General features: G+C 74.3%; 19 protein-coding genes. 13 read left to right on the forward strand and 6 right to left on the reverse strand.

All coding sequences use genetic code 11. From position 1 onward, the window contains the following. Positions 1-136: 136 nt before the first annotated feature. Positions 137-2,575, forward strand: a complete 2,439-nt coding sequence (locus tag ACZ4M8_RS14200; protein WP_467606819.1) for a right-handed parallel beta-helix repeat-containing protein — start codon at positions 137-139, stop codon at positions 2,573-2,575. Here ACZ4M8_RS14200 and ACZ4M8_RS14205 read toward each other — a convergent pair. Next, a complete protein-coding gene (locus tag ACZ4M8_RS14205) occupies positions 2,545-4,989 on the reverse strand; it encodes a hypothetical protein (RefSeq protein WP_467608015.1) in 2,445 nt (814 codons plus the stop codon). The genes ACZ4M8_RS14200 and ACZ4M8_RS14205 overlap by 31 nt on opposite strands. Before the next feature lie 264 nt (positions 4,990-5,253). Here ACZ4M8_RS14205 and ACZ4M8_RS14210 point away from each other — a divergent pair, with 264 nt between their 5' ends. The 3 genes from ACZ4M8_RS14210 (at position 5,254) to ACZ4M8_RS14220 (ending at position 7,731) form a co-directional block, all read left to right on the forward strand. Continuing rightward, a complete protein-coding gene (locus ACZ4M8_RS14210; RefSeq protein WP_467606821.1) occupies positions 5,254-5,886 on the forward strand; it encodes an AAA family ATPase in 633 nt (210 codons plus the stop codon). 182 nt (positions 5,887-6,068) lie between these two features. Further along, positions 6,069-6,914: a DeoR/GlpR family DNA-binding transcription regulator gene (locus tag ACZ4M8_RS14215; protein WP_467606823.1), complete on the forward strand. Its 846-nt coding sequence runs from the start codon at positions 6,069-6,071 to the stop codon at positions 6,912-6,914. A gap of 334 nt (positions 6,915-7,248) precedes the next feature. Further along, positions 7,249-7,731, forward strand: a complete 483-nt coding sequence (locus tag ACZ4M8_RS14220) for an SRPBCC family protein (protein WP_467606825.1) — start codon at positions 7,249-7,251, stop codon at positions 7,729-7,731. A 184-nt stretch (positions 7,732-7,915) separates the two neighbouring features. Here the strand turns inward: ACZ4M8_RS14220 and ACZ4M8_RS14225 are convergent, their stop codons facing one another. Next, positions 7,916-9,091, reverse strand: a complete 1,176-nt coding sequence (locus ACZ4M8_RS14225) for a PLP-dependent cysteine synthase family protein (RefSeq protein WP_467606827.1) — start codon at positions 9,089-9,091, stop codon at positions 7,916-7,918. A gap of 241 nt (positions 9,092-9,332) precedes the next feature. Between ACZ4M8_RS14225 and ACZ4M8_RS14230 the strand changes: the two genes are divergently transcribed. The 5 genes from ACZ4M8_RS14230 to ACZ4M8_RS14250 all read left to right on the forward strand — a co-directional run bounded on the left by ACZ4M8_RS14230 (position 9,333) and on the right by ACZ4M8_RS14250 (position 12,824). After that, positions 9,333-9,620, forward strand: a complete 288-nt coding sequence (locus ACZ4M8_RS14230) for a hypothetical protein (protein WP_399097325.1) — start codon at positions 9,333-9,335, stop codon at positions 9,618-9,620. 347 nt (positions 9,621-9,967) lie between these two features. Beyond that, the gene (locus tag ACZ4M8_RS14235; RefSeq protein WP_467606829.1) at positions 9,968-10,474 is read left to right on the forward strand and encodes an ATP-binding protein; all 507 of its coding nucleotides are present in this window, start codon (positions 9,968-9,970) and stop codon (positions 10,472-10,474) included. A 115-nt stretch (positions 10,475-10,589) separates the two neighbouring features. After that, positions 10,590-11,234 carry a TetR family transcriptional regulator C-terminal domain-containing protein gene (locus ACZ4M8_RS14240; RefSeq protein WP_467606830.1) on the forward strand — a complete coding sequence of 215 codons (645 nt, stop codon included), beginning with the start codon at positions 10,590-10,592 and terminating at the stop codon, positions 11,232-11,234. 34 nt (positions 11,235-11,268) lie between these two features. Then, on the forward strand, positions 11,269-11,853 hold the full coding sequence (locus ACZ4M8_RS14245) for a DUF4865 family protein (RefSeq protein WP_467606831.1): 585 nt from the start codon (positions 11,269-11,271) through the stop codon (positions 11,851-11,853). Further along, positions 11,850-12,824: a phosphotriesterase family protein gene (locus ACZ4M8_RS14250; RefSeq protein WP_467606833.1), complete on the forward strand. Its 975-nt coding sequence runs from the start codon at positions 11,850-11,852 to the stop codon at positions 12,822-12,824. The genes ACZ4M8_RS14245 and ACZ4M8_RS14250 overlap by 4 nt, the downstream gene beginning before the upstream one ends. Before the next feature lie 65 nt (positions 12,825-12,889). On the opposite strand, the gene ACZ4M8_RS14255 is transcribed toward ACZ4M8_RS14250, so the two are convergent. Both ACZ4M8_RS14255 and ACZ4M8_RS14260 read right to left on the reverse strand, forming a co-directional pair. Then, entirely contained in the window at positions 12,890-13,279 is a 390-nt protein-coding gene (locus ACZ4M8_RS14255) for a PPOX class F420-dependent oxidoreductase (protein ID WP_467606835.1), read from the reverse strand. A 533-nt stretch (positions 13,280-13,812) separates the two neighbouring features. Further along, positions 13,813-15,048, reverse strand: coding sequence for an ROK family protein (locus ACZ4M8_RS14260; protein WP_467606836.1), 1,236 nt, complete (start codon positions 15,046-15,048; stop codon positions 13,813-13,815). Between the two features lie 403 nt (positions 15,049-15,451). Here ACZ4M8_RS14260 and ACZ4M8_RS14265 point away from each other — a divergent pair, with 403 nt between their 5' ends. Then, positions 15,452-16,213, forward strand: coding sequence for a maleylpyruvate isomerase family mycothiol-dependent enzyme (locus tag ACZ4M8_RS14265; RefSeq protein ID WP_467606839.1), 762 nt, complete (start codon positions 15,452-15,454; stop codon positions 16,211-16,213). 459 nt (positions 16,214-16,672) lie between these two features. Further along, on the forward strand, positions 16,673-17,323 hold the full coding sequence (locus ACZ4M8_RS14270; RefSeq protein WP_467606840.1) for a LysE family translocator: 651 nt from the start codon (positions 16,673-16,675) through the stop codon (positions 17,321-17,323). Positions 17,324-17,417: 94 nt separating this feature from the next. Here the strand turns inward: ACZ4M8_RS14270 and ACZ4M8_RS14275 are convergent, their stop codons facing one another. Beyond that, positions 17,418-18,161, reverse strand: a complete 744-nt coding sequence (locus tag ACZ4M8_RS14275) for a TetR/AcrR family transcriptional regulator (protein WP_467606842.1) — start codon at positions 18,159-18,161, stop codon at positions 17,418-17,420. A gap of 252 nt (positions 18,162-18,413) precedes the next feature. Here ACZ4M8_RS14275 and ACZ4M8_RS14280 point away from each other — a divergent pair, with 252 nt between their 5' ends. Next, positions 18,414-18,854, forward strand: coding sequence for a nitroreductase family deazaflavin-dependent oxidoreductase (locus tag ACZ4M8_RS14280; protein ID WP_467608017.1), 441 nt, complete (start codon positions 18,414-18,416; stop codon positions 18,852-18,854). A 294-nt stretch (positions 18,855-19,148) separates the two neighbouring features. Here ACZ4M8_RS14280 and ACZ4M8_RS14285 read toward each other — a convergent pair whose 3' ends face one another. Next, complete coding sequence (locus ACZ4M8_RS14285) at positions 19,149-20,369, reverse strand: geranylgeranyl reductase family protein (protein WP_399094451.1); 1,221 nt, start codon at positions 20,367-20,369, stop codon at positions 19,149-19,151. A 183-nt stretch (positions 20,370-20,552) separates the two neighbouring features. Here ACZ4M8_RS14285 and ACZ4M8_RS14290 point away from each other — a divergent pair, with 183 nt between their 5' ends. Then, positions 20,553-21,914, forward strand: coding sequence for a M20/M25/M40 family metallo-hydrolase (locus ACZ4M8_RS14290; RefSeq protein WP_467606845.1), 1,362 nt, complete (start codon positions 20,553-20,555; stop codon positions 21,912-21,914). The last annotated feature ends 124 nt before the right edge of the window (positions 21,915-22,038 follow it).

Consider the following 22,038-nt stretch of genomic DNA (forward strand, 5'->3'; position numbering starts at 1 on the left):
CAACTACCGCCCGCCGGGCGCGCTACGGTGGTGCAGCCAGCCACTCGGCTGGAGCCCCGGCACCCGTATGCGGACATCAGCGGACGGAACCTGCCGGGCCGTCAACAGCCGCACGAGGTGGGGGCACGACAGCACCATGGCACAGGGCTCGGTCCAGGTGACGCACTCCGGAACATCCCGCTGGCGACGCCGCACCGGCGAGTACAGCTCGCTCTCCGCAGCGCTGGAGGCCGCGGGGGACGGTGATGTGCTGACCGTGCCGGCGGGGACGTACCGCGAGAATCTGGTGCTGCAGCGCGCGGTGACGCTGCGCGGTCCCGACGGGGCACGCGGTTCGGTGCGGATCGTGCCGGCCGACGGCGTCGCGCTGACGGTACGGGCCTCCGCGATCATCCACGACCTGCACCTGGAGGCGACGGATTCGGCGTCGCCCGCCGTGCTGGTGGAGGACTGCGCGCCGGAGCTGGTGGGGCTGCGGGTGGTGACCCGTTCCGCGGCCGGGGTCGAGGTACGCGGCGGGGCCCGGCCGACGGTGCGGCGGTGCACGATCGACAACGCCGGAGGCGTCGGCCTGAGCGTGCTGGACGGCGCGGGCGGCGTCTTCGAGGAGTGCGAGGTGGTGGCCGCGGGGCAGGCGGGCGTCGCGGTGCGCGGCGGTGCGCACCCCCGGCTGGAGAACTGCCGGATCCACCACGCCTCCGGTGCCGGTCTGTCGCTGCACGGCGAGGGCAGCGCCCTGGAGGCGGTGGGGTGCGAGATCTACGAGATCAAGGGCACCGGTGTGCAGGTGGCCTCGCGCGCGACCGGGCATCTGACGGACTGCACCGTGCACCGCACCTCCGCCGACGGCGTCACCCTCGACACCGACGCCGTCCTCACCCTCGCCGACTGCGACATCCACGACATCCCGGAGAACGCCGTCGATCTGCGCTCCCGGTCGGTCCTCACCCTGACCCGCTCCACCGTGCGGCACTTCGGACGCAACGGCCTGTCGGTGTGGGACCCGGGCACCCGCGTGGACGCCAACCAGTGCGAGATCCACGACAGTACGGGCGACTACCCCGCGGTCTGGGTGAGCGACGGCGCGACGGCCGTGCTGGACGCCACCCGGGTGCACGATGTGCCCGACGCGCTGTTCGTCCTCGACCGCGGCTCGCGCGCCGATGTCGTCGACTGCGATCTGTCGCAGGTGCGCAACACCGCGGTGTCGGTCAGCGACGGCGCGACGGTGCAGCTGGACGACTGCCGGATACGCGAGGCCGCGACGGGCGCGTGGTTCCGCGACCACGGCAGCGGCGGCACCCTCGCCAACTGCGTCATCGAGGGCGCGCAGACCGGCGTCATCGTCACCAAGGGCGCCGACCCCACCATCGAGGGCTGCACGGTCGGTTCGCCCACCGAGGCCGGGTTCTACGTCTCGGCCGAGGGCCGCGGTACGTTCCAGGGCTGCCGGGTCACCGGCAGCTCCGGCTTCGGCTTCCACATCATCGACGGCTGCCGGACGACGCTGACCCGCTGCCGCACGGAGCGGTGCGCGCGCGGCGGCTACGAGTTCGCCGACGGGGCGGCGGGGGACGGCGCCGGCGGTCCGACCGTCACGGACTGCACGAGCGACGAGAGCCGGACCACGGCGCCCGCGCCGTCCGCCGGGGCCACGCCCACGGTGCAGCAGGCGACGCAGACCACCGGACTGCTGAGCGGGGTTCCCGCGCAGGCCACGGCGGGTACGGCGGCGGCCGCGGAGGCGGCGGAGGAGGCCCCGCGGCGGCCGTCGGAGGAGGTGCTCGGCGAACTCGACACCCTGGTGGGGCTGGAGAGCGTCAAGCGGGAGGTCCGCAGCCTGATCAACATGATCGAGGTCGGGCGGCGGCGGCAGCAGGCCGGTCTGAAGGCCGCCTCCGCCCGCCGCCATCTGGTGTTCACCGGCTCCCCCGGCACCGGTAAGACGACCGTCGCCCGGCTGTACGGCGAGATCCTGGCCTCCCTCGGGGTGCTGGAGCGCGGGCATCTGGTCGAGGTGTCGCGGGTGGATCTGGTGGGCGAGCACATCGGCTCGACGGCGATCCGTACCCAGGAGGCGTTCGACCGGGCGCGCGGCGGGGTGCTGTTCATCGACGAGGCGTACGCCCTCTCCCCCGAGGACTCCGGGCGGGACTTCGGGCGGGAGGCCATCGACACGCTGGTGAAGCTGATGGAGGACCACCGGGACGCCGTGGTGGTGATCGTCGCCGGCTACACCGCCGAGATGGAGCGTTTCCTGGCCGTCAACCCCGGTGTGGCGTCCCGCTTCTCGCGGACGATCACCTTCGGTGACTACGGCGCGGAGGAGCTGCTGCGGATCGTCGAGCAGCAGGGCGAGGAGCACGAGTACCAGTTGGGCGAGGGGTCCGACGAGGCGCTGCTGAAGTACTTCACGGCGCTGCCGAAGGGGCCGTCGTTCGGCAACGGCCGGACAGCCCGGCAGACGTTCGAGGCGATGGTCGAGCGGCACGCGGGCCGGGTCGCGCGGCTCACCGACCCGAGCACCGACGACCTCACCCTGCTCTACCCCGAGGATCTCCCCGAACTTCCCTGACCTTTTGGGGAGTTGTCCTCCTCCGGGATGCCGGTCGGGTCCGGCACCCCGGGCGCCGTGGCGCGTTGCCCCGGCAGGGACGAGGCGAGTCGGGCGAGGAGTTCGCCGCGGACCCGGTCGAAGACGGGATCGGCCTGGTAGTCGCCGTGACCGAGGATCTGGGCGGGCAGCGGGTGCTGAAGGGTGCGCCCCAGGGTCAGCGGGTCGCGCAGCGGTCCCTCGTCGATCCGCTTCGCTTCCTCACCGGTCAGGCGGATCGGGCCGCCGATGGGGTCGGTGAAGCGCCAGAGGTTACGCCAGTCGTCCATCTCGCGGTGCAGCCCGGTGAGGAACGGCGGGCCGAAGAAGGCGGGGAACCAGCGGCCGTACAGGCGCTCCAGCGGTGAGCCGTACGTGAGCAGGGCGACGCGGCTGCGGGTGACGAGGTCGAGCTGCCAGACGGCCGCCGCGGCGAGCACGCTGCCCTGGGAGTGGCCCGAGATCACCAGCCGTCCGTCGTACCGCTCGGTCCAGGTGGCCATCCGCCAGGTGAGGTCGGGGACGGCGCGCTCGGCGTAGCAGGGGGGCGCGAAGGGGTGGGCGGCGCGCGGCCAGAAGGTGCCGACGTCCCAGAGGATGCCGATGGTGCGGCGGGCGGAGCGGTCGCGGTAGGCCCGCCGTCCGGTGGCGAGGAGGAGTACTACCCCGGCCCCCATCAGCCAGGAGCCGAGGGCGGACGCGGTCTCGGCGGCGGCGTGGACGGCGGGCGGGGCGCCTTGGGTGGCGGGGCCGGGCGCGAGGTCGGTGTACCAGGCGCCGAGGACCGCGCCGGCGCCCAGGAGCAGGGTGACGGCGGCGGTGGCGGCGACCAGGACGGGCGCGGAGTCGGTGAGTCCGGCGCGGGCGATGGTCCCGGCGATCTTCCCGGTGAGCCAGGCGTCGGGCTTGGCCCGCGCGTCGTAGAGACCGGGTACGTCGGCGGCGACGCGGCGGCTGACGGAGCGCACCCTAAGCGCGGCGAGCAGGGCGACGGCGATCACGACGAGCAGCAGGACGGGGATGACCGACGCCTGCCAGGAGAGCAGCACCGGCGGCCCGGCCATGGGGGCTCCGATGTCGCCCGGGGTGGCGTCGCCGTCGATCCAGTCGGCGAACCGCTGGGCCGCTCCCCCGGACAGCACGCCGCCGACCGCGCAGGCGAGCAGGGCGACGGCGGGCCCGCCCATGCCGTTCAGTGCGGCGCGGGCGTCGTCGCGGGCGGTGCGGTGCAGGACCCGGGCGGTGAGCACCAGGGCGAGGACCAAGGCGCCCTGGAGGACGGTGAGGGCGCCGAAGGCGGCGGCGCCGGGCAGCGGTCCTGAGGTCGCGGTCATGGGGCGCTGCCAGGCGGCGTACACGGCGGTCAGGGCGAAGGCGCCGAGAGCGGCGTAGGGCAGGGCGCGGACGACGGCGCGGTCCCGGGTGTCGTCGGGCGCCGCCTCGCTGCGGGCGGTGCGGCCGACGACGACGAGGGTGGCGGCGGCGAGCAGGACGAGCAGGACGGCGAGGGCGTCACCGATGGCGGTGAGGGCAGGGGCACCGCCCCGGGCGTCGGTGGTGCGGACGGCGCCGAGCACGGCGGCGGCGACGGTCAGCACGCCCGCCGTGGTGTGGGCGGTGCGCAGCCGGGCCACGACGCGGCGGCCGTACCAGAAGCCGTCGAGGCTGAGGGTGGTGCGCTCGTCGGGCGGGGTGTTGCGGGAGGTGCCGGGGCGGCGGGGAGGCGGGGAGGCCGATTCGTAGGCGCTCCAGGTGCGGTGGGAGAGCCAGGTCAGCAGGGCGATGACGAGGAGCGGCAGGGCGGTGGCGAGGACCAGGCGGCGGCCGGGCAGGCTCCACCAGCCGCCCTGGGCCGGGCTGACGAAGCCCATCCAGGACTTGCCGGCGACGCAGGAGGCCGTTCCCGCGCACTGCCAGGCGGTGAGGTCGAGGGCGACCTCGCAGGCGGCGGCCGCCAGGAGGACGGTGAGGCTGAGGGCGAGGGCGCGGACGAGGACGTCGTAGACGCGCTGGGCGGGGTGGCCGGGCGGGCCCGCGGGGCGCATCCAGTGGGCGAGGTTGGCGACCATGAAGGGGAGCAGGACGAGCCAGAGGGCGCGGGCGCCGTTGCCGGAGGTGAGGTTGGACCAGCAGTACGCCTCGCGTACGGGTGCGTCGCGGTAGTCCTCGGGGCGCTCCTCCGCGTCGGCGTCCTCGCTGCGGCGGTAGCAGGCGGCGGTGTCGTCGCCGGTGATCAGTGTGGTGCGGGGCTCGCCGAGCATGGCCTGTGGTGTGGTGCCGCCGACGCCGTGCACCAGCAGTTCCAGGGCGAGCTGCGGTGGGCGGTCGCCGGTGGTCTTGGTGGCGGTGCGGGTGTGCGGCGGATGGGCGTGTGGTGTGGTGTCCGCGGTCTCCATGGTGTCCCCCCGTAGTCCGAGCGGCGCCGGCGGCGCCAGGTCCTGGTACAAGGATCACCTTTCCCGGCCCCGGAGTTGTGTTCCCTTCCCGAAAGAGTGGAGTTCGTCCGGGTAAATACCCCCGTGGCCCCGGGGAGGCTCGGTTCGGGGCCGTTCACGCGTCACGATCGCCGCGCGGGAGCCGCCTTCCCGGCCGTTCCGCGAGGCGGCCGGTCCGCTCGTCCGCGGCGGACGCGGCGGCGCACGGCGCTCTAAGGTCACCCCATGCTTCTGTGGCTCAACGGCCCTTTCGGGGGCGGCAAAACACAAACGGCGTTCGAGATGAAGCGGCGGCTGCCCGGCAGTGTGGTCTGCGATCCGGAGGAGGTGGGGTTCGGCCTGCACCGGATGACGCCACCGGGCGTGCGGGGCGACTTCCAGGACTTCCCGGCCTGGCGGCAGGGGGTGTACGAGGTGCTCGACCTGGTGCTCTCGCGTCATCCGGGGCCGGTGATCGCCCCGATGACGGTCGTCGAACCGGCGTACTTCGCGGAGACGGTGGGCCGGTTGCGCGAACGCGGCCACGAGGTACGGCACTTCGCGCTGCTGGCGGAGCGCCGGACGGTGCTGCGGCGCCTGCGGGAGCGGGGTGCGGGGCAGGTCCTGCGGTTCGTGACCAGCAGGGAACGGCAGCTGACGCGGGAGAGCTTCGCGGTGCGGAAGCTCGATCTCTGTCTGGAGCGGCTGCGGGGACCGGAGTTCGCCGAGCAGGTGTGGACCGACCGGCTCACCGTCCCGCAGGTCGCCGAGCACGTCGCCGCGTCGGCGGGCCTGCGCCTGGCGCCGAACACCGACGGCCCGGTACGGGGCGGGCTGCGCCGGGCGTGGACGGGGGTGCGGCACATCCGGCTGTACTGAAAGGGCGGCGGTGGCACGTCCGGCCGGGGTGTGCGCGGGCCGTGCCCGCCCCGGCGCCGGAGGGGTGCGGCCGCGGTCCGGCAGCGTTGTCGGTGGCGCGTGCGAGGATGAGGAAAACGGTAGGGACGGACGGCGCCGCGCGGGTGGCGCGCCGGTGAGCTGGGCGGAAGGGACGGGCCGGGGTGAGTGACAACCAGAATCTGCTGGCCGAGCAGCGGCGGGCCCTGATCCTCGAAGAGGTCAGGCGGCGCGGCGGCGCGCGGGTCAACGAGCTCACCCGCAGACTCAGCGTCTCGGACATGACCGTCCGCCGCGATCTGGACGCGCTGGCCCGGCAGGGCATGGTGGAGAAGGTGCACGGCGGCGCGGTCCCGGTCGGCGAGCCCAGTGCGCACGAGCCGGGGTTCGAGGCGAAGTCGGCGCTGGAGCTGAGCGCCAAGGAGGACATCGCGGTGGCGGCGGCCCAGATGGCCGCGCCCGGCAGCGCCATCGCGCTGGCGGGCGGCACCACCGCGTACGCCCTGGCCCAGCAGCTGGTGGACGTGCCGGATCTGACGGTGGTGACCAACTCCGTGCGGGTCGCCGATGTCTTCTACACCGCGCAGCGGGCGACGGCGAGCGGCGGCGCCGGGCCGCGGGCCGGTGCGGCGACGGTGGTGCTGACGGGCGGGGTGCGCACCCCGTCGGACACGCTGGTGGGCCCGGTCGCCGATGCCGCGATCCGGTCCCTCCATTTCGATGTGCTCTTCCTCGGGGTGCACGGCATATCCGTGGAGGCGGGGCTGTCCACCCCGAATCTCGCGGAGGCGGAGACCAACCGGCACTTCGTGCGTTCGGCGCGGCGGGTCGTGGTGGTCGCCGACCACACCAAGTGGGGCACGGTGGCGCTGAGTTCGTTCGCGACACTGGAGGAGGTCGATGTCCTGGTGACCGATGGCGGTCTCGCTCCCGAGGCGCGGGAGCGGTTCGCGGAGCTGCCCTTGGAACTGGTGGTGGCGGGCGAGCCGTGGCCGGACCTCGACGCATGAGGGCGACGTGCGGCCGTGGGCGCAGGTAGCCGGGGCGCGGCAGACGGACGGCGGTGACCGCAGGTCGACCAGGAGCGGGCGCCGTCCCGTTCGTCTCGGCCGCCCCGGCGGTCATGCGCCGCCGGCCCCGGCGGGCACCGTCCGACCGGACCCGGCGGCAGGCGCACACCCGGCTCGCGGGCCAGGGCCTGACCGACCGACCCGCTGCGGCACCGCAGACATCTGCGGCCGGGGCCTTTAGGATCCGCGACGCCGGTCCGTCCGAGGGCCGGCGCGCGCGGGCGCCCGTGGTGTCCGTGCGGCCGCACCGCTCCGTCCGCCGGGAGGCTGCTCCATGCGTCGGCTCCGCCCCGTAGAACTGGACTTCGCCCGGTCCGCGCCGCTGCGGCTGGTCTTCGCCGCCCGGCTCGACGCACCGCCCGCGGCGGTGTACACGGCGCTGGCGGACGACACAGAAGGGTGGGCCCGCTGGTTCACCGGGGTCGCGCGGGCCGCACCGGCGGGCGGGGGCGCGGGCCGGGACGTACGGCTGGCGGGCGGCACCCGCTTCGTCGAAACGGTGCTGGCCGCCCGGCCGGAGGAGCGGTACGCCTACCGCGTGGACCGCACCAACGCCCCGGGGCTCCGGGCCCTGCTGGAGGAGTGGCGGCTCACCCCCGACGGCGGCGGCACCCGGCTGAGCTGGACGTTCGCCGCCGACGGCCCGGCACCGCTGCGCCTGGCCCTGCTGCTGGCACGGCCGGGGCTGGGCCGGGCCTTCCGGGCGTCGGCGCGCGCCCTCGACCACCGGCTCGCCGGGGCGGAGAGCGACAGCTGACGGCCCCGGCCGGGGCCCATCGGGGCTGTCCCTGAGGGGCTGTTTCCCGCCGGGGCCGTCCGGGACTCGCTCGGCGTCGGCCCTCCGGCACCGGGCCGGGACCCGATCCGACCGGTGCCGCGTCCCGGCGTCGAGGCACGTCAAGCCCGTCCCGCCCGCCGCCCGTCACCGGACGGCGGCGCGCTCACGCGGGCCAGGTGCCGGTGGTCAGGAAGGTGTCGAGGGTGCGGGCGTACGGCGCGATGTCCAGGCCCTGGGCGGCGAGCCAGTCGTCCGAGTAGTACTTGTCGAGGTAGCGGTCGCCCGGGTCGCACAGCAGGGTGACGACGGAGCCGGTGCGTCCGGCGGCGTGCATCTCGCCGACGATCCGCAGGGCGCTCCACAGTCCTGTGCCGGTCGAGCCGCCCGCCTTGCGGCCGATGGCCGTTTCCAGGGCGCGGACGGCGGCGATGCTGGCCGCGTCGGGGACCTTCATCATCCGGTCGATCGCGCCGGGTACGAAGCTCGGCTCCATCCGGGGGCGGCCGACACCCTCGATCCGGGAGGGGGTCGTGCAGTGCGCCGTGGCGTCACCGGTGAGCCAGCCGTCGAAGAAGCAGGAGTTCTCCGGGTCGGGGACACAGATGCGGGTGTCGTACTGCATGTAGTGGACGTAGCGGGCGATGGTCGCGGAGGTGCCGCCGGTGCCGGCGGTCGCGACGATCCAGGCCGGTTCCGGGTAGCGCTCCAGGCGCAGTTGCTCGTAGATCGACTCGGCGATGTTGTTGTTGCCGCGCCAGTCCGTCGCCCGCTCGGCATAGGTGAACTGGTCCATGTAGTGGCCACCGGACTCCGCCGCGAGCTGCGCGGAGACCTCGTACACCGTGCGCGGGTCCTGTACGAGGTGGCAGGTGCCGCCGTGGAATTCGATCAGCCGGGTCTTCTCGCGGCTGGTGGTCGCCGGCATCACCGCGATGAAGGGCACCCCGATCAGCGACGCGAAGTACGCCTCGGAGACGGCGGTGGAGCCGCTGGACGATTCGATGACGGGTTTCCCCGGGCGGACCCAGCCGTTGCACAGCCCGTAGAGGAAGAGCGAGCGGGCGAGGCGGTGTTTGAGGCTGCCGGTGGGGTGGGTGGACTCGTCCTTGAGGTAGAGGTCGATGCCCCACTCCTCGGGGAGCGGGAAGCGCAGCAGGTGGGTGTCGGCGGTGCGGTTGGCGTCCGCCTGGACCTTGCGGACGGCTTCCTTGAGCCACTCCCGGTAGTCCGGGTCCGTGTGGTCGACGTCGACGGTCGGCATCGGGGCGTGGGCGGCCTCGTGCGGTGCGCCGTCGGCGCCGGCGTGGTGGGGTGTGTGCGGCTGCTGTGCAGTGCTCACCGGAGCGCTCCTCAGGGGTTGTGAGCCCGGACGAAAAGGCGGGCCGGATTCGACTATAACCACCCCTCATACGCTTCCCACCTGCATAAACGCATCTTTGAGAGGCTCCAAGGAGAGCCTGGACCACAGGTGTTCGGGCGGTCCGGCCCCGAGGGCACTGGTGCGCGGCGCGAAGGCCGTGCACACTGCCCCCATAGGGGGCGGTGAGGGGCACCTGCCCATGGCGAGAAGGTGGTGGGGCATGGCCGAGCCCGAGTTCAACGCGACGGGTGTGCACATCGAACGGTCGCTGCGATCCCTGACCCGGGCCGGGCAGGTGGTGATCCGCGACGGCAGGCTCGCGTTGCTGACGAGTTACGGCAAGGAGATCGACAGTGCGCCGCTCCGGGCCGTCCAGGCGCACAAGCCGCTGTTCGCCGCCCGCGACCGGGCGCTGGCCCGGCTGAACGGCAACCGTTACTCCCTGACCCTGGGCGCGCCCGACCGCTTCCTCGACGCGGTGCAGGCCGCACACGCGCCGCGCGCCTGACACCGCGGGCGACCGGCCCGTCCGCCACGGCGCCGCTGCCGGCCCGGCCGTCCACCGAGCCCGGTCCGGGTGAGAGCCCGCCTCCGGCCGACGACTGCGCCGTTCGGGGTACGGGGTGGCCACAGCGGGCACGGGAGACGGGGCATGCGCCCCATCAGGGGCGCGCCGGGGCGGGTACGGGCGGCGCCCGCGCGAGGTGGCTGCGGTTGCGGGCGGACGACTCCGGGCCGAACCTGGACCTGTATCACTGAGGGTTCACCGGCGATGACGCTGCGGTGTACGGGCATCGCCGGGTTCGGTCTTCGCCCCGCCCCGCGGGACGCCCGGCCTCGTCAGGGAGTCGCGTCGTGATCAGGCAGCCCAGCAGACACTGCACGGTGGAGCTCCAGGCCCTCCCGGCCCGCATCGGACAGGTGCGCCACGTCATCTCGGCCCAACTGCGGTACTGGCACCTCGATCCGCTCATCGATCCGGCCGCGCTCGGCCTCACCGAACTCCTGGCGAACGTGCACCGGCACGCCCGCCCCAGCAAGCGGTGCACCGTCCAACTCTGCGCCCTTGTCGACCAGTTGACGGTCGCCGTGCACGACCACGATCCACGGCTGCCCCAGTTGCGGACCGCGGACACCTGGGAGACCTGCGGCCGCGGTCTCGCCCTGATCGCCGCGCTCAGCGAGAGCTGGGGCGTCCGCCCGGACGGTACGGGCAAGGTCGTGTGGTTCACGCTGCCCGCGCTGCCTCCCGCACTCCAGGAGCCGCCCGTGGACCCACCCCGCTGGAGCCGCACGCCCCTGGAACACACCTGGACGGCAGCCGGCCCACGCACCCGGATACGGGGCGCGGGGGTCGGCTGATCGCTTTCCGGGTACGGGGCGATCCCGAGGCCCCCGGCCACACCGCCGGGCGGTACGGGCAGGAGCCGCCGGCCCCGCGCTTGCTTCTGTAACTACTGGTATGTACATTCGTGGTATGAGGAACTCCGGTACCGGCGACCGCGCCGTCAGCGCCCGCGAGCGGCTCGTACGCAGCACCCAGGAACTGCTGTGGGAGCGCGGCTACGTGGGCACCAGCCCGAAGGCCATCCTGGAGCGCGCCGGCGTCGGTCAGGGGAGCATGTACCACCACTTCGACGGCAAGGCGGACCTGGCGCTGGCCGCCGTCGAGCGGAGCGCCGAGGAGCTGTGGGCGTCGGCCGACGCCTGTCTGTCCGGCCCCGGCACGGCCTACGACCGGATCGCCGCCTACCTGCTGCGCGAACGGCAGGTGCTGCGCGGATGTCCGATCGGCCGGCTGACGCAGGACCGTGACGTGGTGGACAGCACCGAACTGCGCCGCCCGCTCGACGCGCTCTTCGACCGGCTGCGCGCCCGGATCGCCGAGGTGGTCGCCGAGGGCGTACGGGCCGGTGAACTGGCCGCCGGGACCGACCCGTCAGCCGTCGCGGCGACCGTCGCGGCCACCGTCCAGGGCGGCTATGTCCTGGCTCGCGCCGCCGACGACCCGGCTCGCTTCGACGCCTCCGTACAGGGCCTCCTCTCCCTCCTCTCCGCGCGGGTCACCACAGCACCGGCCGCCTCTTCGACCCGCGCCGCCGGGGACCGGTCCGCCCGCTGACACCGCCTTCCCCTTCCAGCTCCGGGAGCCCGCCATGTATGCCATGCAGTACGTCCGTACCCTCCCCGCCGACTACGACATGGAGATCATCCGGCACCGGGTGCGTACGCGGGGCCACCTGCTGGACGACCTCCCGGGGCTCGGCCTGAAGGCGTACGGGATGCGGGTGCGGGGCAGCGGCGGCTCACCGGTGAACGCGTACGCGCCGTTCTACCTCTGGGTGGACCCCCGGGCGATGAATACTTTCCTGACCGGCGACGGATTCCGCGGGGTGATCCGGGACTTCGGGCGGCCGCCGGTGCGGCACTGGCAGGGGCTCTTCCACCGCGCGGGGCCGGCGGCGGGCACCGCACCGCGCTCCTACACGCTGCGGACCGTCCCGCTGTCCGAGGACGCCGATCCCGGCACGTCCTTCGCCGAGGCGCTGGCCGGGCACGAGAGGCTGGCGCGGACCGCAGGGGTGCACACGACGGCGATGGCGTACTCCCCCGCGAGCTGGGAGGTCGCGCACTTCACCCTCTGGGCGGGCGAAGCACCGGACGGTGCGGGCGACCGCTACCAGGTACTGCACCTCTCCGCGCCGGATATCGGCGCGCTGGGCGAGGGGCGGCTGTGGTGACGCGGCCGGCTTCCGGGGCCACGGGGCACACCGCCGCGGTCCGTACGGTGCTGGGCGACATCGCGCCCGAGGCTCTGGGGGTGTGCGACGCGCACGACCATCTCTTCCTCCGCAGCCCGCAGCTGCCGGGGCAGGAGCTCTCCGATCCGGGCGCGGCGGCGGCCGAGCTCGCGGCGTTCCGGGCGGCGGGCGGTGCGGCGGTGGTCCAGTGGACGCCGTACGGCATGGGGCGCGGGATCACCGCACTGCCGCGTCTGGCGCGGGAGTGCGGGGTGCACATCGTGGCGGCGACGGGGCTGCATCAGGCCGTGCACTACGGGCCGGAGCTGCCGGCGAGGGCGGGGACGGACCCCGCGGGACTGTTCGTCACCGAGCTGACCGAGGGCATCGGGGACACCGGGGTACGCGCCGGGATGATCAAGGTGGCGGGCGGTTTCCACGGGTTGGACGCGCACGCCCGCCGCACGATGACCGCGGCGGCCGAGGCGCATCACGCGACCGGCGCCGTGATCGGCGTCCATCTGGAGGCGGGCACCGCGGCGCAGGACGTCGTCGAACTGCTCTGCGACGGGCGGGGCGTCCCGCCGGGGCGGGTGATTCTGGGGCACCTCAACCGCTTTCCCGATCCCGGCGCTCTGCGCCGGGCCGCTCGGACAGGTGCCTTCCTGGCGTTCGACGGGCCCTCGCGTGCCCACCACGCGACCGACTGGCGGCTGCCCGAGGCACTCCGGGAACTGGCCGACGCGGGGTACGGCGATCAGCTCCTGCTGGGCGGCGACACCACGACGGCCGGTGCCCGGTCGGTGAACGGCGGGCCCGGGATGCCGCATCTGCTGCGGCGCCAGCGCCCGTGGCTGGCAGAGGTGTTGGGGACGGAGCTGGTGACGCGGATGCTGACCGGCAACCCGGCTCGCGCCTTCGCCGCGGAGTGGCCGGCGGAGGGTGACGGGCGCGGGGCCGCCGGCTGCTGACAGTGGCCCGGCGAGCGGTCGGGCGGGAGTCCGGAAGGCGGTCGCCGACCGGGCGTGCCCCGGGCTCAGCGGGGGAAGGTGACGGCGATGCCCACATGGGGGCGCTTGCCGCGGCGGAGCAGGGCGCCCCCGGTGTCGAGGACGCGGAAGCGCAGTCCGTACTTGCCGGCCATCGCGCGGCGTACCCGGGCCAGCCCGTCGGGCTCCTCCATGAGGCGGGCGGTGCCCTCCAGGGTGTCGGCGCCCTCGGTGAGGTTGCCCCGCACATCGCACGGGGTGACCGTCACCCGGGCGTCGCGGCGCAGCCGTTTGACCTTCCCGCTGTCGCTCCGCGTCCACACCAGCAACTCGTCCCCCTGCGCGACGGCCCACACCGGGGTCGCCACCGGGGCGCCGTTGCGCCGGTAGGTGACGAGGCTGACGTAAGGGCTGCGGGCCAGGGCTTCGGCGATCATGGCGGAAGCCTACGGCCGGGCGGCGGCGATGCGGTGGCGCCGTGCGCCCGGGGGACGGCCGGGTCGCGGCGGGCGGCACGGCAGGTACGCGTCCACCCCGGGCCGTCCCCGCTCCACCGGCACGGTCCGGAGCGCCGCACCGCAGGACCGGCGGACCCGCGCCCGTGCCTCTCCAACGGCTCCGACTCCCCGGTCCGCCAGGGGCGTTCGACCGGCGTGACCGGACCGTGCGCCCCGTATCCGGCCCCGGGCGGTCCGACCAGACCCACCACTTCGACGGTCCCGGCCACCCCGGCCGTTTCCACTGCTTCGACCGCTTAGGCCCTGTCAACCGCTTCGGCTGCTCGTTCGTCATGTCACACAACGTAACCGAAGCCACTGACAACGCCGCGGGACCGGCATCGGCAACGACCTTGACGGAGAAGGTGCTTGGCGCGCTCACACCTCGCTCACCTGCTCCGTCGGCGCAGGACAGGGCCCGGTCCGCATACGTGAGTGCGCACTGCACTCTCCGTGGCGGTGACCGGCTCCGCCTACTCCCCCTTCCGGCTCTCCTGGATGATCAGCGGGTCGTCCAGCACCGGTTGCCAGGCGAGTTCCGCCGCGCCGACGAGGCTGTTGTGGTCGAGGCCGCAGGGCAGGATCGGGACGCCGCCGCTGCGGCCCCACAGGCTGCGGTCGGCGACGACGGCACGGAGCCGTTCCGGGTCGGCCTCCAGGAGGGCGCGGTGGAGCCCGCCGAGGATGATGCGGTCCGGGTTGAGGATGTTCACCAGTCCGGCCAGCCCCTGGCCGAGCCGGTCGATGAGGAGATCGGCGGCGGCGCGGACGGCGGGGTCGTCGTCGTACGCGGTGCGCAGCAGGTCGGCGGACTGGTGGAGCAGCGAGCCCTCGGGGCCCGGGGGGCGTCCGGCCGCGTTCAGGAAGGCCAGCGGGTCGGCCTCGACGTCCAGGCAGCCCCGGCTGCCGCAGTGGCAGGGGGCTCCTTCGGGGTGCACCGTGAGGTGGCCCACCTCCAGGGCCAGTCCCGAACTGCCGCTGTGCAGGCGCCCGTCGATGACCAGGGCGCCGCCGACCCCGCGGTGCCCGGAGGCGACGCACAGCAGGTCGCGGGCGCCCCGTCCGGCGCCGTGCCGGTGTTCGGCGAGGGCCATGAGGTTGACGTCGTTGCCGCTGAAGCCGAGCGCCTCGGTGACGCCCGGGATCGCGGCGTCGGCGAGCGCGCGCCGGAAGAGTTCCCGTACGGGGGCGCCGGCGGGCCAGGCGAGGTGGAGCGGGTTCAGTGCTTCGCCGTCCGGTTCGGCGACGGCCGAGGGCACGGCGAGGCCCGCGCCCAGGCAGCGGCGGCCGGTCTCCCGGAGCAGCGCGGCGCCCGCGCCGACCGCCTCGGCGAGGACATGGGCCGGGTCGGCGGGGATGGTGCCGCTTCCCGTGGTGGTGGCCACGATGCGTCCGCCGAGCCCCACCAGGGCGACGCGGAAGCCGTCGGCGTGGATCTGCGCGGCGAGCACCACGGGGCCGCGTTCGTTGACGAACAGGCGGTGGGACGGCCGCCCTTGGGAGCCCGCGGAGGCGGTCGGCCGGGAGTCGACGACGATCAGGCCGAGGGCTTCCAGCTCCGCCGCGACGGCTCCGGCGGTCGCACGGGTCACGCCGAGTTCCGCGGTGAGGACCGCGCGGGTGGGGGCGCGTCCGGTGTGTACGAGCTCCAGTGCGGGTCCGAGGGAGGCACGGCCCCGCTCCAGCCTGGTTGTCCGAGTCTGGGTCACGCCCCCATTCTGGCTTTGTATCGCATCGGAACAAAACACGGTGGGGCCCCGCGCCCGATTCCGGTGGGTGCGCACCCACCGGTCCCGCTCGCCGCCGGGCGTCGCACGGCCGACGGCCCCGGCCGGAGCGACCGTCCCGGGGAGGCGGGCGGCGCACACATCGCCCCTGGTGAGACTCGCCGCCCCACACACAAGAACCTCAGAAATCGCCAACGCACCGCCCTCGCCCGGCCGATGAGGACGGCGGTCCCTCGCACCGCACGGGCGAGGCGGGCAAACGTGGGGCGAGAACGGATGAAAAAGACGAAGGCCGAGGTCAGGACCGGGCGTGGGCGGGGGGACGCGGTCGGTCGGCAGGGGGCGCCCGGCTCGGTTGTCAGTGGTGGCTGGCAGACTCGGGCGCATGGAGATCACCGAATTCGTCGAAGCACTGCGGCTGGACGGAGCCCTGCTGGCCGCCGCCGCGGAGGAGGCCGGGCCCGACGCCCCAGTTCCGGCGTGTCCGGAGTGGCGGATGCGCGATCTGGTCGTCCATGTGGGCCGGGTCCACCGCTGGGCCACGGGGTACGTGACCGAGGGGCTGGAGCATCCGTCGAGGCCGGGTGAGGCTCCCGGCCTCACGGACGAGGAGTTGGTGCCGTGGCTGCGCGAGGGCCACCACCGCCTGGTGCTGGCGCTCCACGAGGCGCCGGAGTCCCTCGACACCTGGACGTTCCTGCCCGCCTCCTCGCCGCTCGCCTTCTGGGCCCGGCGGCAGGCGCACGAGACGGCCGTCCACCGCGCCGATGCCCAGCAGGCGCTCGGCGCCGCCCTCACCCCGCTGCCACCCGCCTTCGCCGCGGACGGTATCGACGAGATACTCGCCGGGGTGCACAGCCAGGAGCGCAGCCGGGTACGCACCACCGAGCCGAAGACCCTGCGGGTACGGGCGACGGACGCGGCCGACGCCGAGTGGACGGTCCGCCTGTCCCAGGCCCCGCCCCGCACCCTGCGGACCCCCGGCGGCCACGGCGGCGCGGAAGCGGACGAGCCCGCCGACCTGAGCGTCGAGGGCCCCGCCGAGGCGCTCTACCTCACACTGTGGAACCGCGCACCGTGGGACGCCCTGACGGTGCAGGGCGACGAGTCCCTCGTACGGCTCTGGGAGGAACACGGCGGGATCTGACGGGACGGGAGCCGGGGCCGTCACGGGAGGGCCGACGAGGAGCCGCCGCGCGGTGCGGGCGGGTCGGCGGGAGGCCGTACGGCGGCTCCCGCCCGAGGAACACCGCGTGGCCACCTCCCCCGGATGCCGCGACGGACCCGCGGGCGCCGAAAGGCGTGGCCCCGGGCATCCGTGCGCCTCACGGAGTGCCGGACGGGCACGGTTCCGGAGGGCGCGGGACGGCCTGACCGCAGGGAGACGTACGGCACGCGGCGAATGCGGGCTCGTGCGGCACCTCTGACCACGGAAAGACGTGCCGCACGCTCCGGATGCGGGCCCGTGCGTCACACCTCGCCGCGGGACCAGCGGGACCATTCGGCACATGCCGGCCCCGGGGCCGACGGCGCGGGAAGCGGGGCCACGGCGCATGCGCTCAACTGCTAGGTTGCCCACAGGCGAACGCATGTACGGGGGTGTGGAGTGGTCGGGCCGGAAGCGGTGGCGGGGATCGCGGCGGTGGAGTTCGGCATGGTGCTGACGCCGGGGCCGAACATGATCTATCTGGTCTCCCGGTCGATCTCGCAGGGGCGCCGGGCGGGACTGATCTCGCTGGCCGGGGTGTTTCTCGGCTTCCTGGTCTACCTCGTCGCGGTGTCCGCCGGGATCGCCACCGTTTTCGCGCTGGTGCCGGAGATCTACCTGGCGATCAAGCTGGCCGGTGCGGGCTACCTGCTCTGGCTGGCCTGGAAAGCCGTCCGGCCGGGTGGCCGGTCGCCCCTCGCCACTGAGGAGTTGACGCCCGACAGGCCCCGCAAGCTCTTCCTGGTGGGCTTCCTCACCTGCCTGCTCAACCCCAAGGTGGCCGTCCTCTACATCTCACTGCTGCCGCAGTTCGTCGATCCGGAGCGTGGCCATGTCGGCCTCCAGGGGCTGCTGTTGGGGCTGGTCCAGATAGCGGTGGGGGTCGCGGGCAACGCGTTCTTCATCGTGACCGCCGGCTCCGTCGCCGGGTTCTTCGCCCGGCATCCGCTCTGGCAGCGCCTGCACCGCTACGTGATGGGCACCGCGCTCGCGGGCTTCGCCGTCAAGATCGCCACCGAACGCACGGAGGCAGCGGTCGCCCTGCGCTGACAGCCGTCAGCCGTCAGCCGTCAGCCGTCAGCCGTCAGCCGTCAGCCGTCAGCGCAGAGTGGCACAGGTCGTTCCGTGAGACCGGCCGGCCGGATCAGGCCGTGCCGCTCCGGCCGTTCGTCAGACCCACGCCCTCCGCGAGCCTTCGGGCCGTATGGGCGAAAAAGGCGTCACGGTCCTCGATCACCCGGTTGAACTGGCCGAACACCTCGAAGCTGAGCAGCCCGAAGAGCTGGGCCCAGGTGGCGACCAGGGCAGCCATGACGGGCGCGGGCAGAGTGACCTCCAACTCCGCCATCAGAGTGCACGCCTCGGCCGCGACCGCCTCGGGCAGCGGCACGGACGGCGGATGGAGCGCACCGGCCGCGTGGGCGTCGGCGATCACCGCGATCAGCGCGCGGGCGACCCGCCCGGCGGGCGCCGCCGTCGTCCGCGGGGCGTGGTAGCCGGGGACGGGCGTGCCGTAGAGCAGGGCGTATTCGTGCGGATGGGCCAGCGCCCAGGCGCGGACCCCGCCACAGACGGCGACCCAGCGCTCGACGTGACCGGCCGCGTCCGCGCCGGCCTTCCCCGCCACGGCATCTCCCGCCCCGGGGTCCGCCTCCTCCGCCGCCGCGCCGATCGCGTGGTACGCGTCGAGGATCAGGGCGGTGAGCAGGTCGTCGCGGCTCGGGAAGTAGCGGTAGAGCGCGGAGGAGGCCATTCCCAGGGCGCGGGCCACAGCGCGCAGGGAGAGCTTGGTGGCGCCCTCGGCCGCGAGTTGACTGCGGGCCTCGTCCTTGATGGCCGTGGTGATTTCGCTGCGGGCCCGTTCCCTGGCCCCTCGGATCGCCGTCATGGCAGGAGTCTGCCATCCCTCGGATCACCGCACCAGAAAGCGAACGCCACACCAGAACGAGAGCACTGCTCTTGCAGTACTCGTCCCGCCCGTGCACACTGATCTCAAGCGAGAGCAGTGCTCACTTTTAAGGGTTGCCCCTCCGCACCGACCTGCGGTGACCAGGCCCGCCCGCCCCACATCGACGCGCCGGAAGAGCCCTGCTGCCGCGTCGGACGAGTCCGGAAGAACGTGAACGCCCTGGAGGGTCAGATGTCCCGCTACCTCAAGCCCGGCCGTACGACCGCCCGCTTCAACGCCGCCGTCGGCTGGCTCGCCCGCCGGGGCATCAGCCTCGCCGGCGCGGCGGACCTGTCGGTCCGGGGCCGCCGGAGCGGTGCCTGGCGGCGGGTGCCCGTCAACCCGATGACGTACGGCGGCGCGCGCTATCTCGTCTCCGCGCGCGGGGAGTCCGACTGGGTGCGGAACATGCGCGCGGCCGGTGGCGGGCAGCTGCGGGTCGGCCGCCGCACCCGCCCGTTCACCGCCGTGGAGGTACCGCCGGGCGAGACGCCGGAGCTGCTGCGCGCCTATCTGCGCCGCTGGGGCTGGGAGGTGAAGTCGTACTTCGGCGAGATCACCGCCGACTCCTCCGACGCGGCGCTGCGTGCCGCGGCGCCGCGGCACCCCGTCTTCCGCATCACGGAGTCGTGAACCGCCGGGTCAGCACGGCGAAAACGGCGGAGCGGAAGGCGGCGGAGGGCCGCGGACGGCCGACGGCAGCACGCCGGAGCGCCGGTACCGGATGCGATGCGGCGACGAGGGGCGAGGGCGGCACACCGCCCCGGCTCCCCCGCCCGGCGAAGCGGCGATCCGCCGCCACCGGGCCGACGGGCCCGGCGGACCGGCCGTCCCGAACCCGCCGCCCCCGGCGACCCGGCCAGGGAACCTCCGAGTCCGGTCAGCGCCCGCGCCCCGTACGCCGTCCCCGCCCCGACGGCGCCCCGCTCAGCCCTCCTTGGCCGTCCGGCGGTCCATGACGTCCAGGGCGCGGCGGGCCATCGGGTGGCTGCGGACCAGTTCGCCGAGGGTGGTCGTGCCGCGGGTGATGTCGGCGAACGCCTTCCAGGCGGGGCGGAAGCCGGTGAGGACGGCGTGCAGCAGTCCGGGGCGGCGCGCGAAGACGGCGTGCATCCGGCGGCCGACGCTCATCTCGACGCCGAGCCCCGCCTTGATGGCGAAGGCGTAGTTGAGGGCCTGACGGCGGGCGTCCACGGCGTCGTGCGCCTCGGCGACGCGGGCCGCCCACTCCCCCGCCAGCCGCCCCGAGCGCAGCGCGAAGGAGATGCCCTCGCGCGTCCACGGCTCCAGCAGGCCCGCGGCGTCCCCGGCGACGAGGACCCGGCCGCGGGAGAGCGGCGAGTCGTCGGTGCGGCACCGCGTCAGGTGTCCGGACGAGATCGCCGGTTCGAAGCCCGCGAGGCCGAGCCGGGCGATGAAGTCCTCCAGGTACCGCTTGGTCGCGGCGCCCTCGCCGCGGGCCGAGATCACGCCGACGGTGAGGGTGTCGCCCTTGGGGAAGACCCAGCCGTAACTGCCGGGCAGCGGGCCCCAGTCGATGAGGACGCGGCCCTTCCAGTCCTCGGCGACGGTCGGCGGCACCGGGATCTCCGCCTCCAGACCGAGGTCGACCTGGTCGAGTTTGACGCCGACGTGCGCGCCTATCCGGCTCGCGCTGCCGTCCGCGCCGACCACCGCGCGCGCCAGGATCACCTCACCGCCGCTGAGCACCACGGCGACCGTCCGGCGGTCGGGCACCTCCGTACCGTGCTGCTCGACGCGGGAGACCGCGACGCCGGTACGGATCTCCGCGCCCGCGTCCTTGGCCGCCTTGACCAGGCCCTCGTCGAACTCGGGCCGGTTGATCAGCCCGAACAGCATGCTCCGGGAGCGGCGGGTGCGGGTCAGCTTGCCGTTGAGGGAGAAGGTCACCGCGTGCACCCGGTCGCGCAGCGGCAGCGTGAAGCCGGGCGGCAGGGAGTCCCGGGAGGGGCCGATGATGCCGCCGCCGCACGTCTTGTAGCGGGGCAGTTCCGCTTTCTCCAGGAGCAGCACCCGGCGCCCCGCGCACGCCGCCGCGTGGGCCGCCGAGGCGCCCGCGGGACCGGCGCCCACCACCACGACGTCCCACACCTGCTCGTTGTCCTGGGCTGCCTGCTCGCTGCTCACCTGTGCGCCTGCTCCTGTTCGATTCCGTGCCGGGCCTACCGCCCGCATCCTACGGGCCGCGCTCGGCTCGAACGCCTGTGGGAAGATCGGGGGGATTCAACCCGTACCTCCGGGTCGCCCGCGGCCCCGCAACCCGGTGGATCGCGGGTCCGGAGGAACACACCGCGCCCACAAGGAGCGTCCATGTCTGACAGTCCGCTGGCCCGCACCGTCGCCGCGTTGCAGCCCCGCGCCCGTACCGAACTGGCCGAGCTGGTGGCCTTCCGGTCGGTCGCGGACCCGGAGCAGTTCCCGAAGAGCGAGTGCGAGGCGGCGGCCGGCTGGGTCGCCGGCGCGCTGCGGGCCGACGGCTTCCAGGACGTGGCGCTGCTGGACACCCCGGACGGCACACAGTCGGTCTACGGCTTCCTGCCCGGCCCCGAGGGCGCGCCGACGGTGCTGCTGTACGCCCACTACGACGTGCAGCCGCCGCTGGACGAGGCCGCCTGGGACTCCCCGCCGTTCACCCTGACCGAGCGGGACGGCCGCTGGTACGGGCGGGGCGCGGCGGACTGCAAGGGCGGGGTGATCCTGCACCTGACGGCGTTGCGGGCGCTGCGGGAGCACGGCGGGGTGCCGGTGAACGTCAAGGTCATCGTGGAGGGTTCGGAGGAGCAGGGCACCGGTGGCCTGGAGCGGTACGCCGAGGCGCACCCGGAGCTGCTGGCCGCGGACGCCATCGTCATCGGGGACGCCGGGAACTTCCGCGTCGGGCTGCCCACGGCGACCGCGACGCTGCGCGGGATGACGCTGGTGCGGGTCTCCGTCGACACCCTGGCCGGCAATCTGCACTCCGGTCAGTTCGGGGGCGCCGCGCCCGACGCGCTGGCCGCGCTGATCCGCGTCCTGGACTCGCTGCGTGCCGAAGACGGCTCCACCACCGTGGACGGGCTCGCCGCCGACGCCACCTGGGAGGGGCTGCAGTACCCGGAGGAGGAGTTCCGCAAGGACGCGAAGGTGCTGGACGGTGTCGGGCTGATCGGCGGCGGCACCATCGCCGACCGGCTCTGGGCCCGCCCCGCCGTGACCGTCCTCGGCATCGACTGCCCGCCGGTCGTCGGCGCCACCCCGTCCGTCCACGCGGGCGCCCGTGCGCTGGTCAGCCTGCGGGTGCCGCCGGGCACCGACGCCGCCGAGGCGACGCGGCTGCTCACCGCCCATCTGGAGAACGCCGCACCCTGGGGCGCGCGGGTCGCCGTCGAGCAGGTCGGCCAGGGCCAGGCGTTCCGCGCCGACACCGGCAGCCCGGCGTACGCGTCGATGGCGGCGGCGCTGCGGGAGGCGTACGACGGCCAGGAGATGCAGATCGCCGGTATGGGCGGCTCCATCCCGCTGTGCAACACCCTGGCGTCGCTCTACCCGGAGACGGAGATCCTGCTGATCGGGCTGAGCGAGCCGGACGCGCAGATCCACGCGGTCAACGAGAGCGTCTCGCCCGAGGAGCTGGAGCGGTTGTCGCTGGCCGAGGCGCTGTTCCTCCAGCGGTACGCGGCCGAGCGCGGCTGACGGCCGAAGCCGTACGGCCCCGGGCGGCCGTGAACGGTGCGGGCGCCCGGGGCGTGGTCGCGCTCCGGGCGCCCGGCGGCTCGCGGACCGGCGCGCACCGCACCGCCGCGCGCCGGTCACCGCG

The organism is Streptomyces sp. NPDC027185 (assembly GCF_055567035.1).